Source organism: Bordetella muralis, assembly GCF_054781015.1.
The window spans coordinates 27,336-44,353 of record NZ_BAAGVF010000010.1; the positions used below are offsets into that span (position 1 = coordinate 27,336).

15 protein-coding genes are annotated in these 17,018 nt (G+C 59.9%); 12 read left to right on the forward strand and 3 right to left on the reverse strand.

From position 1 onward, the window contains the following. Positions 1 to 143 precede the first annotated feature (143 nt). The 12 genes from ACYVIT_RS24760 (at position 144) to ACYVIT_RS24815 (ending at position 12,865) form a co-directional block, all read left to right on the forward strand. On the forward strand, positions 144 to 647 hold the full coding sequence (locus ACYVIT_RS24760; protein WP_415805800.1) for a MaoC family dehydratase: 504 nt from the start codon (positions 144 to 146) through the stop codon (positions 645 to 647). A 106-nt stretch (positions 648 to 753) separates the two neighbouring features. Next, on the forward strand, positions 754 to 1,743 hold the full coding sequence (gene dctP / locus ACYVIT_RS24765) for a TRAP transporter substrate-binding protein DctP (protein ID WP_415805670.1): 990 nt from the start codon (positions 754 to 756) through the stop codon (positions 1,741 to 1,743). Position 1,744: 1 nt separating this feature from the next. Continuing rightward, positions 1,745 to 3,373 carry an amidase gene (locus ACYVIT_RS24770; protein WP_415805671.1) on the forward strand — a complete coding sequence of 543 codons (1,629 nt, stop codon included), beginning with the start codon at positions 1,745 to 1,747 and terminating at the stop codon, positions 3,371 to 3,373. After that, positions 3,370 to 4,374 carry a TRAP transporter substrate-binding protein DctP gene (dctP, locus tag ACYVIT_RS24775; protein WP_415805672.1) on the forward strand — a complete coding sequence of 335 codons (1,005 nt, stop codon included), beginning with the start codon at positions 3,370 to 3,372 and terminating at the stop codon, positions 4,372 to 4,374. Before ACYVIT_RS24770 ends, dctP (ACYVIT_RS24775) begins: the two co-directional genes overlap by 4 nt. Next, entirely contained in the window at positions 4,361 to 5,005 is a 645-nt protein-coding gene (locus ACYVIT_RS24780; RefSeq protein WP_415805673.1) for a TRAP transporter small permease, read from the forward strand. The genes dctP (ACYVIT_RS24775) and ACYVIT_RS24780 overlap by 14 nt, the downstream gene beginning before the upstream one ends. Continuing rightward, complete coding sequence (locus ACYVIT_RS24785; RefSeq protein WP_415805674.1) at positions 5,002 to 6,273, forward strand: TRAP transporter large permease; 1,272 nt, start codon at positions 5,002 to 5,004, stop codon at positions 6,271 to 6,273. Before ACYVIT_RS24780 ends, ACYVIT_RS24785 begins: the two co-directional genes overlap by 4 nt. 30 nt (positions 6,274 to 6,303) lie before the next feature. Next, positions 6,304 to 7,704, forward strand: a complete 1,401-nt coding sequence (locus ACYVIT_RS24790; RefSeq protein ID WP_415805675.1) for an MmgE/PrpD family protein — start codon at positions 6,304 to 6,306, stop codon at positions 7,702 to 7,704. 37 nt (positions 7,705 to 7,741) lie between these two features. Continuing rightward, entirely contained in the window at positions 7,742 to 8,896 is a 1,155-nt protein-coding gene (locus ACYVIT_RS24795) for an acyl-CoA dehydrogenase family protein (protein ID WP_415805676.1), read from the forward strand. Further along, positions 8,893 to 10,083 (forward strand): CaiB/BaiF CoA transferase family protein, encoded by a 1,191-nt coding sequence (locus ACYVIT_RS24800; RefSeq protein ID WP_415805677.1) that lies wholly within the window; start codon positions 8,893 to 8,895, stop codon positions 10,081 to 10,083. Before ACYVIT_RS24795 ends, ACYVIT_RS24800 begins: the two co-directional genes overlap by 4 nt. Beyond that, on the forward strand, positions 10,080 to 10,838 hold the full coding sequence (locus ACYVIT_RS24805; protein WP_415805678.1) for a GntR family transcriptional regulator: 759 nt from the start codon (positions 10,080 to 10,082) through the stop codon (positions 10,836 to 10,838). The genes ACYVIT_RS24800 and ACYVIT_RS24805 overlap by 4 nt, the downstream gene beginning before the upstream one ends. Beyond that, positions 10,835 to 12,037: an MFS transporter gene (locus ACYVIT_RS24810; protein ID WP_415805679.1), complete on the forward strand. Its 1,203-nt coding sequence runs from the start codon at positions 10,835 to 10,837 to the stop codon at positions 12,035 to 12,037. Before ACYVIT_RS24805 ends, ACYVIT_RS24810 begins: the two co-directional genes overlap by 4 nt. 3 nt (positions 12,038 to 12,040) lie before the next feature. Further along, positions 12,041 to 12,865: an HpcH/HpaI aldolase/citrate lyase family protein gene (locus tag ACYVIT_RS24815; RefSeq protein ID WP_415805680.1), complete on the forward strand. Its 825-nt coding sequence runs from the start codon at positions 12,041 to 12,043 to the stop codon at positions 12,863 to 12,865. A 26-nt stretch (positions 12,866 to 12,891) separates the two neighbouring features. On the opposite strand, the gene ACYVIT_RS24820 is transcribed toward ACYVIT_RS24815, so the two are convergent. The 3 genes from ACYVIT_RS24820 to ACYVIT_RS24830 form a co-directional block, all read right to left on the reverse strand. Next, the gene (locus ACYVIT_RS24820) at positions 12,892 to 14,049 is read right to left on the reverse strand and encodes a CaiB/BaiF CoA transferase family protein (protein WP_415805681.1); all 1,158 of its coding nucleotides are present in this window, start codon (positions 14,047 to 14,049) and stop codon (positions 12,892 to 12,894) included. A gap of 11 nt (positions 14,050 to 14,060) precedes the next feature. After that, complete coding sequence (locus ACYVIT_RS24825) at positions 14,061 to 15,038, reverse strand: Bug family tripartite tricarboxylate transporter substrate binding protein (RefSeq protein ID WP_415805682.1); 978 nt, start codon at positions 15,036 to 15,038, stop codon at positions 14,061 to 14,063. A gap of 137 nt (positions 15,039 to 15,175) precedes the next feature. Further along, positions 15,176 to 16,894 (reverse strand): acyl-CoA dehydrogenase family protein, encoded by a 1,719-nt coding sequence (locus tag ACYVIT_RS24830; protein ID WP_415805801.1) that lies wholly within the window; start codon positions 16,892 to 16,894, stop codon positions 15,176 to 15,178. Positions 16,895 to 17,018: the final 124 nt, after the last annotated feature.

The following is a 17,018-nucleotide window of genomic DNA, read 5'->3' on the forward strand; positions in this document are numbered from 1 at the left end:
CCAAGAGCGCTGGCATCGCATGTGTGCGATGCCAGCGTTTTTTTTGCCTGTGTTGCATCGCACGACAAAAAGTCGTTGACACGTTCTTGCGCTTGGAGGACTATTTGTCCAGACAAACTAACAAATTGAACAAAGGAGGCAGCATGGAGGTAGTGGAAACCGGTCCTCAGCGGTATCGCTTCAGCTTTGGACGCTATCTGGAGGAATTCGAATTAGGCGCTGTGTACGAGCATCGGCCCGGCCGCACCTTGACCGATGCCGATAACATTCAGTTTTCGCTGTTGACGATGAATTTTCATCCCATGCATTGCGACGCGGCGTTTGCTGCGCAAAGCGAGTTTGGCCGTTTGCTGGTCAACAGTGGCTTGACGGTGGCGATGGTGCTGGGCATGACCGTAGCGGATGTCAGCGGTAAGGCGATCGCCAATCTGGGTTGGAAAGAGATCAATCTGACCGCTCCCGTTTTCGCCGGCGATACCTTGTATGCCGAATCGGAAGTACTGGAGCTGCGTGAGTCGCGCAGCCGGCCGACACAGGGCATCGTGACGACCCGGACGCGGGCCTATAACCAGAACGGCGTCGAAGTCATGAACTTCATCCGATCCTGCCTGGTACCCAAACGCGGCCACGCCGTCGGCGACAAGTAACGCCGGCATTTCACTTTCAGCTGTTTGATGAGCCTGCGTGGCTCAAGGGTTCTCTACGTCTGGAGAGAACCGTGGCATTGCAGTACTCACTTCAGGAGATATTGCTATGTTTTATCCGTTTTTCCGCCGGCTTGCGGTGCTATGCGCGTTGGCCATCCCAATGAGCGCCGGTGCGGTCGAGATGGTGCTGACTTCCGAAGTCGCGGCTTCGCACTGGAAAACGCAATACATGAATGAATTTGCCAAGGACGTTGCGAAACGCACCAACGGCGAAGTTCAAGTCAAGGTCTTTCCCGCCTCGCAGTTGTACAACGATCAGGACGGGGTAGCGGCATTGGGCACCGGTGCCGTGCACATGGTATGGCCGGTATCTGTGCGGCTCGAGACATTGGATGCGGGTCTGGGTTATCTGAATCTGCCGTTCGGCCTGTCTGATGAAAAAATGGAAAACGCCTGCTTTGCCAGCGGCCTGACCGATCTGATATCCGAACGATTGAAATCCAGGCAATTGCAGGTGTTGGGCCTGTTGCGCACCGCAGATCTGTTTTTCATCTTTCGTGACCGGGACGTGAAGTCGCTCGCTGATATGCAGGGAGCCAAACTGCGCGTGACGGGGGGCCGCATTTTCCTGGACATGGTGCGTGGTTTTGGTGCCAGCCCGATTTCCATGGCCGCATCGGAAATGAGTTCGGCGCTTGCGCAGGGCGCGATCGACGGCGTGTTGACGTCACCGGCGGGGTGGGCCGAGATGATCGGCAAAACGGGCAAGTACGCATTCCATGTTCCGGGCATGTCGTTGGCCACCTATGCCATCGTGGTGGACCGGGGATGGATGGAGACGCTTTCGGCATCGCAACGTCAAGCCATTGTGGACAGCTTGAACAGCATCATTCCGCGTCAATGGAAAGAAGCTCGTGCAGATGACGCGAGACTCGTGAAGAAAATGCAGGACGAGGGATCGGTCTATCGCGTGGCCGACGAGGCTGCCAGCGCGGAATGGAAAACCCGTGCCGAGGCCGCCAGAAAGGTCTACACCGACAAATACCCCGAGGTCGTCAAACAGGTCGACGAGCTGGCCAAGCGTTGCGGGGTCTGAAATGAGCGCGCTCATTGAATCGGCATTGCAGTGGTCACAAGCGCGCGACTTGCCCATTGATGCGGGGGACGTGCCGGAATTGGCGGAGATGGTCGAGGCCCTGAGAATAGACCTCAGACAGGATTGGGCGGCATCTGACATGATGCAGACCTGCGAGCCATTTGGCCAGGTGCTGCGTGCGTTGGCCCCCCAGCCGTTCCCTGATGTCGCGATTGAGGCCCGCAGCGCATCGCAGGATAGTGAATACCAGGTGCGTTCCAGCCTGGCAGCGATTGAACAGCGCCAGCCTGGCAAGGCTGCCTGGATGCATATCGATGCCGACACTGCACTGGCCGATGCACGCGCACTGGACGAGGAACAGCGTCATGGCAAATGGCGCGGCCCATTGCATGGAATGCCTGTGGGCATCAAGGATATGTTCGACATGCAGGGCCGCACGGCGGGCTGGGGAACGCCGCTGCGTGCCGGCAGCCCTCAGGCGCAAGCAGATGCCACCGTCGTCACGCGCTTGCGCCGTGCCGGCGCTGTCATCCTGGGAACGCAGCAGATGGCCGAGTTCGCCATGTCTCCCACCGGTTGGAATGAAACCTACGGGCCCGGCCGTAATCCTTGGGACCTGGACCGAGTGTCCGGCGGCAGTTCCAGCGGGGCGGCCATGTCGGTGGCAGCAGGGCATGTGCCATTGGCGATCGGATCCGACACGGGCGGTTCGATTCGCTTGCCGGCTGCGTTGTGCGGTTTGACTGGTTTAAAGCCTACGCAGTATCGCGTCAGTGCCGCCGGGGCAATGCCCTTGTCGGCGAGCCTGGATTGTATTGGTCCATTGGCGTGGTCGGCTGAACTCTGCGGCTACGCATATCGAGCCATCGCAGGGCGGGACTGCGCGGATCTGTCTTGCCTGGATGCGCCGGTGACCTTGGGCGCAGCATCGCGGCGCTTAAAGGTGGCTGTGCCGCAATGGGACGACGGCGATCCGATCTCCGGCGCGATGCGGCACGCGTTGGATGAAGCGCAACGTGTATGGCGCGATGCCGGCGTTGAGTGCGTCATGGTCCCGTCACCTTATGCCACCTTGCAGCAGGCGAGTGTTCTGGCCTCCGTCGTGCTGGCAGTCGAGGCCGCGGCCTTGCATCAGCGGTGGCTGCGTCAGTTCGGTAATGCGTACGGACATCAGGTCCGTCGCCGGATCTCGCGCGGTTTGCTGGTGTCTGGCGTGGATTACTACGATGCGCTGCGTCTGCGGCATGCATTCTTGCAACGGTATTTGCGAGACATTCAGGGCGATGCCGATGCGTTGATGTTGCCCAGTACGCCGGATGTCGCGCCACTGGTGGCGCCCACTCAGCATGCAGACCAAGCCCGCCTGGAACGGGAGTTTGCCCTATTGTCGATCTGGACGCGAGGAATCAATTATCTCGGATTGCCTGTACTGAGCGTACCAGCAGGACAAGGGGCGGAGGGCTTGCCGTTGGGGATGCAATTAGTGGGGCCGCCTTTGGGCGAAGACCGTGTGCTGGCGTTAGGACGGCGGTATCAACAATTCACCGAGTGGCATCAGCGGCGCCCTGCAGCATGGACAGCTCCATCGCATCGGGATAGCCGGACCACGGCAACGGAGGAGACGAAATGAAAGCACTTCGGAACTGGGCCATTGCCTGGTCAGCAGCCGCGGTGGTGGGGTGGGGATCTGCGGCACACGCAGCCGACATGATCATCACCAGTGAAATCCCATCGGCGACCAATCCTAGCCCCTACATCGAGCAGTTCATTGCTGCCGTGAAGCAGCGCACGGGAGGAGCGATACAAGGAAAGTATTTTCCGGCGTCGCAACTCTATAACGATCGCGATGGGCTGGCGGCGTTGGGTACGGGCGCCGTGCATATGGTGTGGCCGGTGTCTTCGCGCTTGGAGCAGTTCGATGCGCGCGTCGGTGTGGCCAGCTTGCCATTTGCACTGACCTCGGAGGAGATGACCAATCCTTGTTTCTCGCAGCGGTTCACACGCCAGATTTCAGGCTATCTCGAGCCTCGCGGCATACAAGTGCTGGGTTTCCTGCGCACGGCCGATCTGATTTTTCTCATGAAAGATCGCGATATTCAGAGCGTGGACGATCTCAAGGGCCAGAAGATCCGGGTCATTGGTGGACAGATCATGCTGGACGCGATGCGCGCTGTGCAGGCCAGTCCGATCTCCATGTCTGCTTCGGAAATGTCGGCCGCCTTGTCCCAGGGGGCGATTGACGGCGCCATGACGTCCCCCGCAGGGTGGGTGGATGTCTTGGGGAAAACCGCGAAATTCGCCACCTTGGCGCCAGGCATGGGGCTGGCCACGTCCGCCGTGACAGTGGACAAGCCTTGGCTGGATGCGCTGCCCGAGGACCAGCGCAAGGCCATCCACGACGTGTTGAACGAGATCATCGCCAAGCAGTGGAAAGAGACCGTGGCCAAGGATCAGCAACTGATCGAGCAGATGGTGGCCCAGGGCGGGCATTACCGGGTCATGGCGCCTGAGCAGGTCGAGCAACTGAAGGAGCGTGTCGTCGCAGCGGGGGCAGGGTTTCGCAGCAAGCATGCCGATGCGATTGCCGAGCTGGAAAACATACGCAAGGAGTGTGTCCATGATGGCAAGTAATCTGGAATCCCCTGCGCTGACCTCTGCAAAGCAGGCGTCAGGCAAGACTATGCAACCTGCAGCCGCCATTACGCCGGTATTCGGCAAGCTGGGCTGGTTATCCCGATTGACGTTGGCGCTGGCCACTGTGCTTGCCTTGGGCGCGACCTTGATCATGATCGTGGAAGGCTTTAGCCGCTATGTCTTGAATGTCAGCTATTTCTGGGCTGAAGAGTCTGTGCGTTTTCTGATGGTGTGGGCCTTTTTCCTGACATTGGGGATTGCCGGCTTTCGCCATTACCACATTCGCAGCGAGTTGCTGGTCCAGCGTTTGCCGTTGACGGCGCAGCGCGCGGTCTGGTTGCTGTCTTGCTTTGCGGGCATGGGGTTCGCTTTGATTCTGGCGTATTCGTCCATCCCTCAAGTGCAGCGGTTTTATTCGATGGGCATGGTGTCCGAATCATCGCTGGAGCTGCCCATGTGGCTGCTGTTTCTGGCGATGCCGGTGGGGGGTGTGGCATTGTTTATCTACTATGCCTGCGCCGCATGGTATGCGTGGCGCTGGGGAGATCCCTTTGCCCCCGAGCCTGTCGATGAGGTACCCGACGCAAGCGTCACTGCAGCGTTGAGCCGTCAGGAGCCGTCGCTATGACACTGGGACTCTCTGTTATTGGCTTATTGGTGCTGCTCGCGCTGGGGGCTCATGTGGGCACGGCGATGGGCCTGGTATCCAGCGGCATGGTGCTGTCGGTCGACGGCGTCCCCCTGACGGTCGTTGCCCAGACGGCTTTCAAGTCCATCAATAGTTATCCACTGATGGCAATTCCCATGTTTGTACTGATGGGCAATTTGATGATGCGCGGCAATATCGTCGCTGTCATGATCGAACTCATCGGCAGCCTGGTGCGTTGCGTGCGTGGAGGATTGGCGCTGACGGTGATGTTGGCGTGCGTGTTCTTCGCGGCCGTGTCGGGATCGAGTGTTGGGTCGGCGGCCGCGATTGGCGCAGCGACGGTCGATGGCCTGAAGCGTGAGAACTATCCGCCACGTTTTTCGGCGGCCTTGGTTGCGGTGGGCGGAACATTGGGTTTGATGATCCCGCCATCATTGGGTTTCATCCTGATTGGCTCTATTGTCGGATTGCCGGTGGACAAATTGTTCATCGCAGGAATCCTGCCGGGTTTGATGGAAGCGGCGTTTCTGTTGATGACCACGGTATGGCTGACGCGCCGGCATGGTTACGGGAATACGGCGGGAACCCCGGATTTCGCGGGCTTTACACGGCGTTTGCCGCGTGCCGCGGGTGCGTTGTCCATGCCAGTGCTGGTGCTGGGATCCATTTACCTGGGCATCTTCACGCCCACCGAGGTGTCGGCTGTCGCAGCGGGCTATGCCGCATTGTTATGCGTGTTGATCTATCGCACGATGAAATGGCGGGACGTGTGGCAGGCTTCACAAGAGTCGATCCTGCAGTCCACCATGATTTTCATGGTGGTCATGGGGGGAAGCCTGATCGGCTTCATTCTGGCACGTATGGGGGTGTCGGCGTCGCTGATCGGTTTCATGGAACGCATGGACATGACTGCGTGGCAGTTTCTGCTGCTGGCGAATGTCGTGCTGCTGGCGTTGGGCATGTTCCTGGACGGCGTTGCCATGATTGTGCTGACCGCGCCGTTGCTCTTTCCCATGGCGACTCACCTCGGGATTGATCCTGTTCACTTCGCCGTGATCATGGTGGCAAACGTAGAGATCGCGACGTTGACGCCGCCGATCGGCCTGAACCTGTTCGTGATGAGCGGTATTGCCCGTATCCCGGTCGAGCAGGTCGCCCGTGGCGTGGTGCCGTTCTACGTCACCAGGTTGGTGTCCCTGGCCCTGATCACTTTTGTGCCCGCATTGTCGTTGACGCTCGTGCATTGACGGCATCGCTATAGACTCTGGAGAACAGACATGAAAGACAATGCAATGCCCGCCGCAGGATTGGCTCTGTCAGAGGTGTTGGCGCAATACGCTGCCGGTTTCGATGCGCGGCGCATTCCTGATGAGGTGCGCGAGCGGGCGCGGCTGCTGATGCTGGATTCCATCGGTATCGCCATCGCTTCGCGTGGTTATGATTTTTCCCGACGTGCGTTGGCCGCTATTGACGAACTGGATGGTGGTGGCGATAGCGTCGTGATCGGCAGCTCACGACGCATGGACTTGCGTAACGCCGCGTTGGCCAATGGCATTCTGGTACATGGCCTGGATTATGACGACACCCATGCCAGAGGCGTGATTCATGCCACGGCGTCGGCGTTGCCTACCGTATTGGCATTGGCGGCGCGCGAGGGCCGCAGTGGTGCGGACATGGTGGCAGCCTATGTGCTGGGTATGGAGGTGTCCACGCGCTTGGGGGCGGTAGCCAAGGGCGGTTTTCATCAAATAGGTTTTCATCCCACGGGATTGATCGGCACCTTTGGTTGCGCCCTGGCAGCGGCTTGGCTGCTCGGGTTGAACGTACAGCAGATGGTGGATGCGCAGGGTATCGCCTTGTCTCTGGCCTCGGGCAGCCTGGAGTTTCTCAACGACGGCGCATGGAACAAGCGCATGCATCCCGGCTGGGCCGCGTCGGCGGGGATCACGGCAGCCACGTTCGGCAAGCATGGTTATACCGGTACGCGTTTAGCCTATGAGGGGAGGTTCGGCTTGTATGCAAGTCATTTGAGCGGAGCCGACTATGACCTGGGCCTGGCCACTGCCGAACTCGGTGATCGATGGGAATTGATGCGCGTGTCGGTCAAGCCTTTGCCTGCCTGCCATTTTACGCATGCCAGTGTCGATGCCGCCGCACGGTTGCATGCGCAAGGGATCTCTGCGAAACAAGTACATCGCATTACTGTGCTGGTGCCGCAGGAGGTCGTCAAGACGGTATGCGAGCCCGAGTCTTCCAAGCGCAAACCCGCCAATAGCTATGAGGCGCAGTTCAGCATTCCGTACCTGGTTGGCACAGCATTGTGCAAAGGCCGGCTGACGCTGGACGATCTGGAGCCGGACGCGTTGCGGGATCCTGCTGTGCTGGCCTTGGCCGAGGTGACGGATTACCGGCACGATCCCGATAGCGGTTTTCCAAAGCATTACTCGGGCGAGGTCATCGTGGAGCTGAAAGACGGCCGTGTTCTGCGCGAGCGCGAGGCAGTCAACCGCGGTGCGGAAGACCGGCCTTTGACCGAATCGGATATCCGGGCCAAGTATCGGGACAACGTATTGCGCCGAATGTCGGCGGCACACGCTGATGCCCTTGAACAGAGCGTGCTGCAGATGGAACAAGGATCGTCGCGCACGCTGGCGGATCAATTGGGACGCGAGGCTTGAGCGGCGTGTGCCGCCTATAGGTGTTGAGGAGCATCTGATGACAATGCATGATGATGGACAGGAACAACTGATTCTGGATATGGTCGGCCGATTTCTGGAGCAAGAGGTGCGGCCTCATGTGTGGCAGCTCGAGCATGACGATGTCTATCCCGAAGAAATCGTCGAAAAAATGAAGGCCATGGGTCTGTTCGGATGCCTGATTGCGCCGGAATATGGCGGACTGGGCTTGTCGACGACGACATATGCCAAGATCATTGAGCGCATTTCCGAGGAATGGATGTCGCTGTCGGGCATTCTGAATTCGCATCTGATCATGGCGGCCGCCGTACAGCGCAACGGTACAGAGGCGCAAAAGCAGGCGTTTCTGCCTCGTTTCGCGACGGGCGAGTTGCGTGGCGGCATTGGATTGACGGAGCCCGATTGCGGCACCGATCTGCAGGCGATCCGGACCACGGCACGGCGCGAAGGTGACGAGTATGTCGTCAATGGCGCAAAGATGTGGATCACCAATGGCTATTACGGCAATTGCTTTGCACTGCTGGTCAAAACGGATCCGCAAGCTGAGCCGCGTCATAAAGGGATGAGTCTTTTCATCGCGGAGAAAGGGCCGGGCTTCACCGTCAGCCGGAAACTCGAAAAGCTGGGCTACAAAGGCATTGACTCGACCGAGCTCGTATTCGAGAACTACCGCATTCCGGCCGATCGCTTGATTGGCGGAGTCGAGGGCCGGGGTCTGCAGATGATACTGAACGGACTGGAGTTGGGCCGCATCAATGTGGCCGCCCGCGGTGTCGGTGTGGCGCAAGCGGCGTTGCGCGAATCAGTCAAGTACGCTCAGCAGCGCAAGACGTTCGGCAAACCGATCTGCGAGCATCAGGCCATCCAGACCAAACTCGGTGAAATGGCGACGCGCACACAAGCCGCACGCCTGTTGACGCTGCAAGCGGCGCAAGCCTATGACCGCGGCGAACGTTGCGACATGGAGGCGGGGATGGCAAAGCTCTTTGCGACCGAGACAGCCGTGGAGAACTCTTTGGAAGCCATGCGTATTCATGGCGGATATGGCTATTCGAAAGAATACCTGGTCGAGCGGTTCTACCGCGATGCGCCGCTGCTGGTCATTGGCGAAGGCACCAACGAACTGCAGCGCATCATCATTTCCAAGCAGTTGGTCGAGAGGAACCGCGTATGAGTCTGCCGCTCACTGGATTACGTATTGTTTCCGTGGAGCAATATGGCGCGGGGCCGTTCGGCACGCAGCATCTGGCCGATTTAGGTGCAGAGGTCATCAAAATCGAAAACCCCCACGATGGCGGCGATGTCGGCCGCGCCGTGGGGCCACACTATTTCGGCCCAGGGGATAGCCATTTTTATCAAGCCTTCAATCGCAACAAGAAAAGTGTCACGCTGGATTTGAAACAGCCGGAAGGCCAGCAGGTGCTGCGCGATCTGTGCCGGCACGCCGATGCGGTATTCAATAACCTGCGCGGAGACCTGCCAGGGCGGCTCGGACTGACCTATGATGCCTTGCGTGAGGTGCGGGCGGATATCGTCTGCGTGCATTTATCAGCGTATGGCCGTGATGGCGAGCGCGCGAGCTGGCCGGGGTATGACTATCTGATGCAGTCGGAGGCGGGATACCTTTCGCTCACCGGTGAGCCTGATGGTCCGCCGTCGCGATTCGGGCTGTCCATCATCGATTTGATGACGGGAACAACGGCTGCGCTGGGGCTGGTGTCGGCTGTTCTGGGCGCACGCCAGAGCGGGACAGGGCGCGACGTGGATGTCAGCCTGTTCGACGTGGCGTTGCATAACCTGGGATACCTGGCGACATGGTATTTGAACGGCGGGCACAAGACAGGACGTGCGCCCCGGTCCGGTCACCCTTCGCTGGTGCCCAGCCAGCTGTATCGTACGGCCGACAGCTGGATCTTTATCATGTGCAACAAGGAAAAGTTCTGGCCCTTGCTGGCGCAATCGATGGGCCATCCCGAGTGGATCGATAATCCGGACTACCGCAGTTTCAAGGATCGTTTGCAGAACCGCGACCGCTTTAATGAGGAGCTGGAAACCGTCTTCATGTCCCAGACGACAGACCACTGGATGGCGCGTTTTGCGGGCCGGGTGCCGGCGGCGCCCGTTTATGATGTGGCCCAGGCGCTGGATAGCTCGTTTGTAAAGGCGCGTCAGTGCCTGTTGGACGCTTATGATACGGAGGGCAGGGCAATACGGAATGTGGCGTCGCCGATCCGGTGCCCTGGAGAAGCCCCATTGACCCGGGCGGCGCCAGCCATGGGCGTTGATACTGACGAGTTGCTGGCGCAGGCGGGTTATGGACCTGATCAGATTGCCAGTTTGAGGAAGAATGCCGTTTTATGACAGTAAAGATCGAAGCGCCAGGAGGCCGTCCACGATATTTGCAGCTGGCGACGACGCTGATCAACGAGATACGAGCGGGCCGGTATCCGGTGGGCAGTTTGCTGCCCACCGAGTTTGAATTGTGTGATCAGTTTGGCGTGTCGCGCTTTACCATCCGCGAGGCGGTCAAGCAGTTGGTCCAGATGGGGATGGTGACGCGTCAGGCGGGCGTCGGCAGCCGCGTGCTCCGGCAGGCGCCGGTGACGCAGTACACGCAAACCATGTCGGGGATCACGGATCTGCGCCAATATGCCTACGAAACCTCTCTGGAAATCGAGGGCCAGGCATTGTTGAATGTAGACGGCGACCTGGCAGATACCTTGGATGCGTCGCCGGGCGAAACCTGGCTGCACGTATGGGGGCTGCGTTACACCAAGGCGCATGACGCGCCTATCTGTTTGACTGACGCGTACATTGCGCCGGCCTTTCGCTCGGTGACGGGCATACAGGGCCGGATGACGCGTGCGCTGTACGCGGTTCTGGAGGACGAGTTCGACGTGCAGATCACGACGGTGCATCAGGATATACAGGGTGTCGTATTGGACAAGGCGCTGGCGTCCCGCCTGGGGGTCAAGGCTGGATCGGCAGGCTTGCGGCTCGAGCGCCGATATATGGATGCGCGCGATGCGCTGGTTGAACTGGCCGTCAGTGTCCATCCCGCGGATCGCTTCAGTTACCGTGAGTCATTCCGCCGTGAATGGCAGGTGCCTGTGTGAGAGTCTCCAGCGGCGCAGTTCTGGCGATTACGTTGGCGGTGCAGTCATTGGTGGCTGCAGCCGCATTGGTGGTGCCGGTGTTGGCACCCGCGATCAGTGCCCAGACGGGCGTAGCGGGCGAGTCGATCGGCATTTACGTGTCGTTGATGTATGTCGGGGCGATGGCAGGCAGCTTGATGGCTGGCGGCTGGGTGTCTCGACTGGGAGCGATCCGTGCCAGTCAATTGGGGCTGGTGCTGTGTGCGGCAGGGCTGCTCTTGAGCGTGGCCGGATATACGGTGTTGCTGGCTATCGGCGCGATACTGTTGGGGCTCGGTTATGGGCCGATCACGCCGGCCAGTTCGCATCTGCTGATCCAGACCACGCCTGTGAATCGGATGTCGTTCGTGTTTTCCGTCAAACAGACCGGCGTGCCGCTGGGAGGCGTGTTGGCGGGTCTGTTGGCCCCCAAGCTCGAAATCGGCGTGGGGTGGCAGGGAGCGCTGCTGGTGACGGCTGCGGCATGCCTGGTCTGTGCGTTGTTGGCGCAATGGGTACGCGCGGAACTGGATGCGGACCGCAAACCGGCCCGAACAGCGGGACTGGGAGGCCTACGTGCGCCGCTGGCGTTGATTTTTTCGCATAGAACGCTGTCGCTGTTAGCTGGCGCATCGTTATGCTTTTCGGCGGTGCAATGGTCGTTCAGTGCCTACCTCGTGACGTATTTGCACGATAGTCTCGCGTACACCTTGATTGCTGCGGGCGCCCTGTTGTCGTTGGGCCAGGTGGCCGGGGTGGTGGGACGGATTTTTTGGGGATGGTGTGCCGACCGCTATCTGGGGGCGGTCCTGATGCTGGCCGTGCTGGCAGCCTTGATGGGGTTGGGGGTACTGGTGTTGGCGTCGTTGTCGGCCCAGGCACCTGTGCCGATGGTGGCGCTTGCACTGGTGGTGCTGGGCGCGGCAGCCGTCGGCTGGAATGGCGTATACCTGGCAGAAATCGCGCGGCAGGCGCCGGCGGGAAAAACGGGTATGGCTACGGGCGGAGCGCTGACCTGCACTTTTCTGGGCGTTGTCGTGGGACCGCCTTTGTTCGGCGCGATGATGGCGCTGTTTGACAGCTATCGGATCGCCTTCGTTCTGATCGTGATTCCGGCTTTACTGTGCGGCGTGCTGTTGGTGACGCAGCGGCGTCGTTTCTCAGTTCGCGAGGAGGCATGAGTGATGAAACGTCTGCGTAGCTTGCTGTTTGTGCCGGGAGATCGTCCCGAGCGTTTTGACAAGGCTGCGGCGGCCGGGGCGGGCGCCATCATTCTGGATCTCGAGGATGCAGTGTTGCCCGAGGCAAAAGTACGGGCGCGCAGTTTGGCGGTGCCATGGCTCGCATCATCTGCCTGCCCAGCGTTGATACGTATCAATGGCGCAGACACGCCTTGGTTTGACGCTGATGTCAGCGCCTTGCAGCAGGCGGGCTGTCATGCGGTGATGCTGCCCAAGGCGGAGGATCCGTCGATACTGAATCAGCTGCGTCATCGCCTGGGCGATAACGTACGCCTGTTTCCGTTGATCGAAACCGCAGCAGGGGTGGAAAATGCGGCGGCCTTGGCGCGAGTGCCCGGGGTCGTACGCCTGGTATTTGGCAGCGTGGATTTTGCCCGTGATACGGGTATTCAAGACGAGAATGGCTGGCTGCCAATACGTGTTGCCCTGGTGCTGGCGTCGAGGCGTGCCGGCTTGGCTGCGCCTGTCGATGGCGCGACCTTGCATTGGGATGATCCCGACGCCTTGCAAACCACGGCAGCCGCTGCGCGCCGCCTCGGCTTTGGCGGGCAGCTATGTATTCATCCCAAGCAGGTGGCGCCGGTGAACAGGGGCTTCTTGCCTTCTGAGGATGAGCTGGCCTGGGCCAAACGAGTGATAGACGCGGTAGCGCAAGGCGCACATGGTGCGGTGACGGTGGACGGCAAACTCGTGGACAAGCCGCTGCATGATTTGGCCCAGGCATGGCTGGACATGATTGACGAGGGATCATTGCCAGCCTGCGCTTGAGCGGGATGTGCCGTCCGGGCTGTGTGTCAGGCTCGGTACGCGTCGTCTATGCCAGATCGTATCTCTTCGTTATGTTCTCCCAGTTTCGGCGGCAATCGCCGCAAACTGGCTGGCGTGCGAGACAACTTGATCGGTGATCCCACGCCTCGATATTCGCCTTGTTCCAACACCATTCCGCGATGCCGGGTATGTGGATGGTGCAGCACGTCCTCTACATTTTGTACCGCGGCGGCGGGCACCCCCTGTCGCAGCAGTTGTTCTGCCAGTGTCGCTGCGTCGTGCGAGGCCAGTTTTTCCGTCAACGCTGCACGCAAGGCATCACGATGTTGCAGACGATCCGCATTGTTCGTAAAGCGCGCGTCAGTCAACAAGGCCTCGGCGTTCAAAGCACGCGCCAACGCTGCAAACTGCCGATTGTTGCCCACAGCCAGAAAGATCGGTCCGCTTTGTGTCGGCAGCGTTTCGTAAGGTGCGATGTTGGGATGCGCATTTCCCGTGCGGCCAGGGACCTTGCCGCTATAAAAATAATTCGCCGCATGCGGATGCAATAGCGATACTGCACAGTCGTACAACGTGATGTCCAGAAACTGGCCCAGGCCGCTGCGCACGCGTTCGTTGAACGCTAGCAGGATGGCGACGGCTGCATTCAGGCCAGTGACCATGTCCACGACAGGCAGGCCGACCCGTGTGGCATCGCCATCGGCATCGCCATTGACGCTCATCAAACCGCACATGGCTTGTGCGCAGGCGTCATAGCCGGGCAAGCCGCCTAATGGGCCGTCGGCGCCAAAGCCGCTGACGCGGCAGTGAATCAGACGCGGAAATGCCGCGCTGAGCTGTTCGTACCCGAGGCCCCATTTTTCCAGGGTGCCTGGCTTGAAATTCTCGACCAGCACATCAGCATCTGCCAGAAGATGACGCAATAGTTCCTGTCCCGCTGGCTCGGATAGATCCAGCGTCATGCCGCGCTTGTTGCGATTGACGCCGATGAAATATGACGCGGTCTCATGCAGGAAAGGCGGGCCCCATCCGCGCGTTTCGTCGCCGACAGGCGGCTCGATCTTGATGACGTCAGCACCATGGTCTGCGAGCAGCTGGGTGCAATATGGGCCCCCCAGTACACGCGACAGGTCAATGATTTTGCATCCGGTCAGCGCACCGGCCGGCAGCGAAGGGAAAGACATGCGGGATATCCTTAGTCTAAGGCGACGCCGGCTTCCTGAATGATGGCGCGCCATTTCGGGACCTGTACATCGATGAACGAGGCCAGGCCTTGAGGGGTTTTGTCGTCCGCTTCCACAATGCCTTGTTTGTGCAAGGTCTCTTTGACATCAGGGTCGGCCAGGACGGCGATGAACGCCTGGTTCAATTTATCGATCACATCGCTGGGCGTGCTGCGCGGCGCCACGATGCCGAAGAACACGCTGACGTCATAGCCGTCCAGCCCTTGCTCTGACAGGGTGGGCAGATCGGGCAGCGCTTGCGAACGCTGTGCGCTGGCCAGGCCGATGGCGCGCAATGTGCCTGCTTTGACATGAGGCAGGGCAGTGAGAATGTCGGTGAACGACATCGACACCTGACCGCCCAGCAAGTCATTCAATGCAGGCCCGGTGCCCTTATAGGGAATGTGCAGGATCTGCGTGCCCGCCATTTTGTTGAACAGAATGCCGGCCAGATGCGACGAGGCGCCGTTGCCCGATGAGGCATAACTGAGCTTGTCCGGATTCTGTTTTGCGTAGGCGATCAGCTCTTGCACATTTTTCACGGGCAGCGACGGATGAACGACCAGGATATTGGGCAAGTGGCCGATGCGGATGACGGGAGCAAAGCTCTGTTGGGGATCGTATTGCTGCTGTTTGTAGAGGCTGCCGTTGATGGCGAGCGGGCCCGATGTGCCGAACATGATGGTGTAGCCATCGGGTTTGGCGCGGGCGACATATTCCGCGCCGATGTTGCCGCCAGCGCCGGGGCGATTTTCCACGACGACGGTTTGGCCCAATTGACGTTTTAATCCTTCGGCCAGACGTCGCGCCATCGCGTCGGTGGGGCCGCCCGGAGGAAAGGGCACGATGAGCGTGACCGGCTGATTGGGGAATGCTTGCGCGGCGCGAGCAGAGGTGGACGCCAACAAGGCGGCGCCGGCCAGCGTCAGGCAGAAATGTCGTCGTTGCATAGTTGTCTCCTGTGGGGTGAATATTTGCCCGTTGAACAGGTCTGTTTGTTGGGAAATGTCCCTACGCGTGCGTCCACGCTCGGTTGCATTCGACGCGCGAGGTTTCTGAGTTCTACGAGGCCGCGCTCGCTGAATACCTAGCTGATGCTTTGTGCCTCGGGGCTGTCTGACAGCAAGAAATGCCGCAGCAGTTCGCGGCAGCTGTCGTCTTCATCGTCCGGAATGGCGCACGGATTGGGCTGCGCCAGGCGGTGTCGCAGGACATGGTCGGCCAGCAGGCTACGATCGGCCAGCGCCGTCTCTGAGGCCTCCCAGCGCAGTGCGGCAATCGATAGCGCATGATAGAGCGCCGATGCCGCTTGGCGCGCCAGGTCGGGACGATCTTTCAGTGCCGCATGATGGGCGAGCGCAAAGGCGCTCTCCAGGGCTTTGGTTTGCGTATCAGCCACGGCAGGACTGCACGGTACACCGGCTTGCAAGAGCGTATCGATATGCTGGCGCAACGCTGCCAAGGCATCGGTTTTCTGAATCGCACGCAATACGTCCAGCGCCACGATGTTGCTGGTGCCCTCCCAGATGGATCCCAGATGAGCGTCGCGTACCAGGCGGGCTTCGACGAATTCTTCGATATAGCCGCAGCCGCCGCGCACTTCCATACCATCTCCGGTGACTTTACGCGCATCGCGGCAGGCGCGGAATTTGATCAGCGGCGTCATGATGCGGGCCAATGCCGCCGACTGCGTGTCGTGTTCGGCGTCAGCCAGGGCCGCTGCGGTTTGGAACATCACACTGCGCGCTTGTTCGGCCCAGACCGTCATTTTTACGAGCTGACGGCGCATCAACGGCATCTCGATCAATCGCTTGCCAAAGGCGCGGCGATGTTGGGCAAAGTAAATCGCCTCGGTGACTGCCCGCCGCATCAAGCCAGCCGCTCGCATGCCATTCGACAGCCGGGAATTGTTGATCATGTCGGCCATCTGCTGGAACCCTTTGCCGCGTTCGCCGACCAGCCAGGCTTGCGCGCCTTCCAGACGGATTTCCCCGCTGGCCATCGAGCGGGTGCCGAGTTTGTCTTTCAACCGCAGGATCCGATAGGCGTTGTGCGTGCCGTCGGGCAAGTCACGCGGCAACAGGAAAAGCGATACGCCTTTCAAACCCTCGACGGGCTCGCTGCGCGCCAGCACCATGGCAAATCCCGCGTCAGCGTTCGAGCAGAACCACTTGTCTCCATATAGCCGCCAGGTGCCGTCATCCTGCAAGTCCGCACGCGTTGTCGTGGCGCTGACGTCGGAGCCCGCGCCTTGCTCTGTCATGAACATCGCGCCTTGGCGCAATTCATCGAAATCCTGCGAGGTGACTTGGGGCAGCACTCTTTCGATCAATGCGGGGTCGCCGAACTTGCGTAGTGTCCGCGCGAGCGAATCCGTCATGCTGACCGGGCAACACAGGCCGAATTCCGCTTGAACGAACAGATGGCTCAATGCATATTTGGCCGCGGGCGGCATGGGATTAGGCCATCCCAGTACGCCGCCGCGATGCGACATGGCCGCCAAACCGAACTCGCTGTACGCCAAGCGCTCCATGTCGATATAAGCGGGATGTTTGTGTATGCGCGATTCGTCCTGCCCGGCACGGTTGCGTACCGATAGGGTGGGAGGATTCTGGTCTGCAATGGTGGCCAGTTCGTCGATACGTGAACCCGCGAGCGCGCCGAGGCGATCCAGGTGAGGCAGCAGATGCGCGTGTAAATCAGACGGCAGATATCGTGCGCTCATCGCGGCCGCATACGGATCCGCGCGAAACAGATTCAGGCCCCGGGAATCGGGAACATCGGAGGAGGCTGGCGACAAGGTCATGGCGGGCTCGAGAAAGGGCGTAGTGCACGTGCTGGAGCACGCATCGTCACTCAAACCATCCATCTATACAAATACTGTTTTAATGTTGAACAATACAAATTAAATATAGATGAAAAGATCGACG